The 3243-nt window shown below is 62.8% G+C and carries 10 protein-coding genes; all 10 read right to left on the bottom strand.

Annotated features, from left to right (window positions below; genetic code table 11):
- Positions 1-251: TrfB-related DNA-binding protein (locus tag AC52Q4_RS07255; RefSeq protein ID WP_495536133.1), on the bottom strand; the 251-nt coding region annotated here is incomplete at its 3' end.
- Positions 252-310: 59 nt separating this feature from the next.
- Entirely contained in the window at positions 311-505 is a 195-nt protein-coding gene (locus AC52Q4_RS07250) for a hypothetical protein (RefSeq protein ID WP_495536132.1), read from the bottom strand.
- Positions 498-887 carry a VRR-NUC domain-containing protein gene (locus AC52Q4_RS07245; RefSeq protein WP_495536131.1) on the bottom strand — a complete coding sequence of 130 codons (390 nt, stop codon included), beginning with the start codon at positions 885-887 and terminating at the stop codon, positions 498-500. Before AC52Q4_RS07245 ends, AC52Q4_RS07250 begins: the two co-directional genes overlap by 8 nt.
- Positions 875-1171 carry a Ref family recombination enhancement nuclease gene (locus tag AC52Q4_RS07240; protein ID WP_495536130.1) on the bottom strand — a complete coding sequence of 99 codons (297 nt, stop codon included), beginning with the start codon at positions 1169-1171 and terminating at the stop codon, positions 875-877. The genes AC52Q4_RS07245 and AC52Q4_RS07240 overlap by 13 nt, the downstream gene beginning before the upstream one ends.
- A 47-nt stretch (positions 1172-1218) precedes the next feature.
- Positions 1219-1434, bottom strand: a complete 216-nt coding sequence (locus AC52Q4_RS07235; RefSeq protein ID WP_495536129.1) for a hypothetical protein — start codon at positions 1432-1434, stop codon at positions 1219-1221.
- 29 nt (positions 1435-1463) lie between these two features.
- Positions 1464-2075 (bottom strand): HNH endonuclease signature motif containing protein, encoded by a 612-nt coding sequence (locus tag AC52Q4_RS07230; protein WP_495536128.1) that lies wholly within the window; start codon positions 2073-2075, stop codon positions 1464-1466.
- Positions 2072-2506, bottom strand: a complete 435-nt coding sequence (locus tag AC52Q4_RS07225; protein ID WP_495536127.1) for a recombination protein NinB — start codon at positions 2504-2506, stop codon at positions 2072-2074. Before AC52Q4_RS07225 ends, AC52Q4_RS07230 begins: the two co-directional genes overlap by 4 nt.
- Positions 2499-2744 (bottom strand): hypothetical protein, encoded by a 246-nt coding sequence (locus AC52Q4_RS07220; RefSeq protein ID WP_495536126.1) that lies wholly within the window; start codon positions 2742-2744, stop codon positions 2499-2501. The genes AC52Q4_RS07225 and AC52Q4_RS07220 overlap by 8 nt, the downstream gene beginning before the upstream one ends.
- Positions 2745-2746: 2 nt before the next feature.
- Positions 2747-2941 carry a hypothetical protein gene (locus AC52Q4_RS07215; protein WP_495536125.1) on the bottom strand — a complete coding sequence of 65 codons (195 nt, stop codon included), beginning with the start codon at positions 2939-2941 and terminating at the stop codon, positions 2747-2749.
- On the bottom strand, positions 2931-3243 hold a 313-nt coding region (locus AC52Q4_RS07210; protein ID WP_495536124.1), incomplete at its 5' end, for a DnaB-like helicase C-terminal domain-containing protein. The genes AC52Q4_RS07215 and AC52Q4_RS07210, both read right to left, overlap by 11 nt.

Here is a 3243-nt window from a genome sequence, read left to right as displayed (position 1 = left end):
CAGCCTGCTCGCGCGCTGTCGTCTTGCTCATCCGCAACAAACTCCCCGGCGTATTTTTCCATCAGGTCGAACAGGCCGACATAGCGGCCGATTGTCTGGCTCACAACACCCAGCGAGACCCCGACTGTCAGACACGCCTGCTTCTGCGTGTAGCCCTCAACCAGGACCAGCCGGGCCGCCTCTCGGCCCCGGTACCGGCCGCGCCTGAATCCGCCGATGTGCTGGATGGCCTGGAACTGTCCCTCAGTCATCTGGATGCCGCGGCGGCGCCATGCTCTGTGTGTGCTCCGGGCCCGGTTCGATCGCCGCATCATCCGCGCACCCTCCCGTTCGCCCGGCTCAGATCCCGGGCCAACTTCTCCCGGTGCTCCGCCTCGGCCTTCACCTTTCGGCAGGCGGCGCAGTAGTAGAGGCCCTGCCGGAGTTCTTTGCGCAGTAGGTCGGTGCCGCACCTCATGCAGTCGAGCACAGGCACCGTCTGCACGGCTCTCGATAGGTCAACCATTGACCACCTCCAGATACCCTCTGATCGTCTGTATCGCCGCCTCAGCGCCCTTGCACACGACGGCCATGTAGCCCTGCCCTGCCAGCCAGTCGAGCCAGTCGGCCTGCTCTGCGCTCAGTACGCCGCCCTTGGTGCGCTTCATCTCAATCACCAGCCCGATAAATTCGTGACGCCTGACCGGCAGCCACAAGTCCGGCACACCGACGCGCATCCCCTCGGCCTTGGCTCGGGCCACCTTGGCGCCCCGCTGCTTTGAAGAGCCCGCCAAGTGCGCCCCGTTCGGCACCGCGAATAACCGGCCACGCAGCTCCTTGTATTGCAGATCGAACCAGCGCACGACGGCTTTTTGTTCTTCGTGCTCAGTGGGGGTCACGCCGCCCATTCCAGCATCTCCCGCGCCCGCTCGATCAGTTCCGACTCACTGCCAAGCTGCTCAAAGAACGCTTTGGGCGCTAAATGCACGCTCGGTACTTGCGGGTGCATTGTGCCCCGGTGGTGGGCTGGACAGAGCGGGATCGCCGCGAAGTGGTCCGCCCGCTGGCTCACGCCCTTGCCCGACCTCGGGTGATGAATCTCTGCCGGCGTGCCCGGGGTGCCCTGGATCGCGCAGGCAATACAGCCCAGGGCGGACAGCCGGTTCAAGTATTCGCGCTCTGCTTTCTTCATGCGGCCTCCAGGCACTTGCGCTTGCGGGGTTGGGAGAGGGTCATGCCTTACTTACCCTTGCCGATGGATTTCACCTCAGCCGGCGGCAGCTCCCGCTTGTTGCTGAGGAATCCGGCATCATCGTTGCGCTGCGTGACATTCAGGAAGTCCACCTCGACCTTCGCCGAATTGATGATGGTCTGCGCGACTTCAGACACCGCCTTGGCTCTGGCAATATCCATCGGCTCGTCCTTGTCCTTCAGCGCTTCGATGGTCTCGAACAAGTGATCCCTCAAATCCCCTATGCGATTTCTCATTGCCCTGCCCTCTCTCGGATTTGCCGGTTTAGCGCCCCGCGAAGCTGGATAAGCTGGGCCACCTCCGGCGGGTATCGGTTGTAATAAGCGTTGCGGCGCATGTTCTCGCCTCGGGTAATGGCCTCCAGGTTCTCGGGCCGGAAGTCCCGGGTGTCTCGATTCTTGAAAACGACAATCTGACCCTCTGGCAGAGGCCCGTTGTGCTCCTCCCACACCGCGACGTGCTTGAGCTTCCAGTCGCTCTTGGAGCGCGTATCGCTCACCTTGACCTTGATGTACCCATCGGCCCGCTCAACTTCGGTGCCGACTGGCTGCCATGTCTGCGGCCGATGTCCTGGCTTGAACCGTGTCTCCGGCGACCGACCACCCGCGTCCCACTGAATGCCCTTGTTCCAGGGCTTGTGCCCCTCTGTGAATCTCGTGGCCTCCGGCGCCTTCGTGCGCTTCGCCTGCTCGCGCCTGTACTCCGGGCTCTTGCTCAACCCCTGAATGCGCGCCATCTGGTAAACCGCACGGTCAGAGCGCCCCAGCTTTTCCGCGAGCTCTCGCGTGGGGGTTTTGGGGTACAGTTTCCGCAGGGTGCGAAGGTCTTTGACTGTCCACTTCATGCCGCTGCCCCCATCGCCTCGGCGGTCAATTCCTCCGGATGCGGCAAAATCAACCCCAGGTGTTCCGCACAGTAGGCGTCCAGCCGCTCCAGGTAGTGGGTCATTTCCAAGGTCGAGAAATTGCGTGTCTTGGCCCGCCCGACCTTAAAGCGCCAGCCGCCGGGCAGCTCCACGGTGCGGATCTCGGCGGGCCACAGCTTGGCCGTCAGGATCTCGTGCCACTCCTCGGCACTGGCGATCTGGCCGAAGTGCTCGCGCAGATGCTCCTGGATGCAGTTGTTCCACATCCAAAGCAATCTATTTTGCGCGAGGCTGCGCTTAGACTTCACGTTGGTCATGGTCAGCCTGATCGGCCGCGCCAGCGGCATGGCGGCCAGTTGCTGAATGGCCTGGTGGCGGTCGCGCTCGGTGCGGATGATCTGCTCAGGCATCACCCCTCCCCCTGGATCCCAACATCGCACTCACCCCTCCAGCCTTGCGACTCTGCTTGTACTGCGGGGGTGGCAGGTGCTGGATTTTGCCGCCGCGGTCGAAAAACACGCGCTTAGCGTCGTCAATCAACGCCTGGCGCTCGGCGGCCTCCGTCATTTTCCCGAGCTCAGCCTGCGGGGACAGGCGATCACTGCGAAACGGCAGATATTTCCCGAACGGTGTGCTTTTGGGTCTCATTTTCACCTCGCTTGATGGTTTAGCGTTTCAGCAAAGCTCTCCGCCTGCGCCTGGTTCGGTGCCAGGGCCACGATGTAGCTCTCCGGGGTGAGATCGCGGAACGCTGTAACGAACGCCGTGGCAATCGCCTGGCTGCTCATCTGCGGGACATAACGCTTGTTCTTGCGGTCCCACACCACCGTCCACTCACTCGTCATAATTGAACCCTCCGCCGCGCTTTTTGCGCATGGGCGTCACGTTGGCCACCGGCTGCCACTCCGGCGACAGGTCTTCAAATCGAGCGCGCCACAGCTGAGCGGCCAATCTGTCAGTGCCAGTCGCGCCGTTCCGGTATTTCGTCCAAATGAGTTCCGCGGTGCCCTTGTCGGGGGAGTCCTCGTTGTAGATCTCATCGCGGTAGAGCATGGCGATCAGGTCGGCATCCTGTTCCAGGCTGCCGCCGTCGCGCAGATCCGCATTGCGGGGGCGCTTGTTGGGTCGGTCCTCGCACTTGCGGTTG

The sequence above is a fragment of the Nitrococcus sp. genome (genome assembly GCF_059432795.1).
Note: the sequence above shows the minus strand (reverse complement) of the source record. Positions and strands in the feature narration are given on the sequence as shown.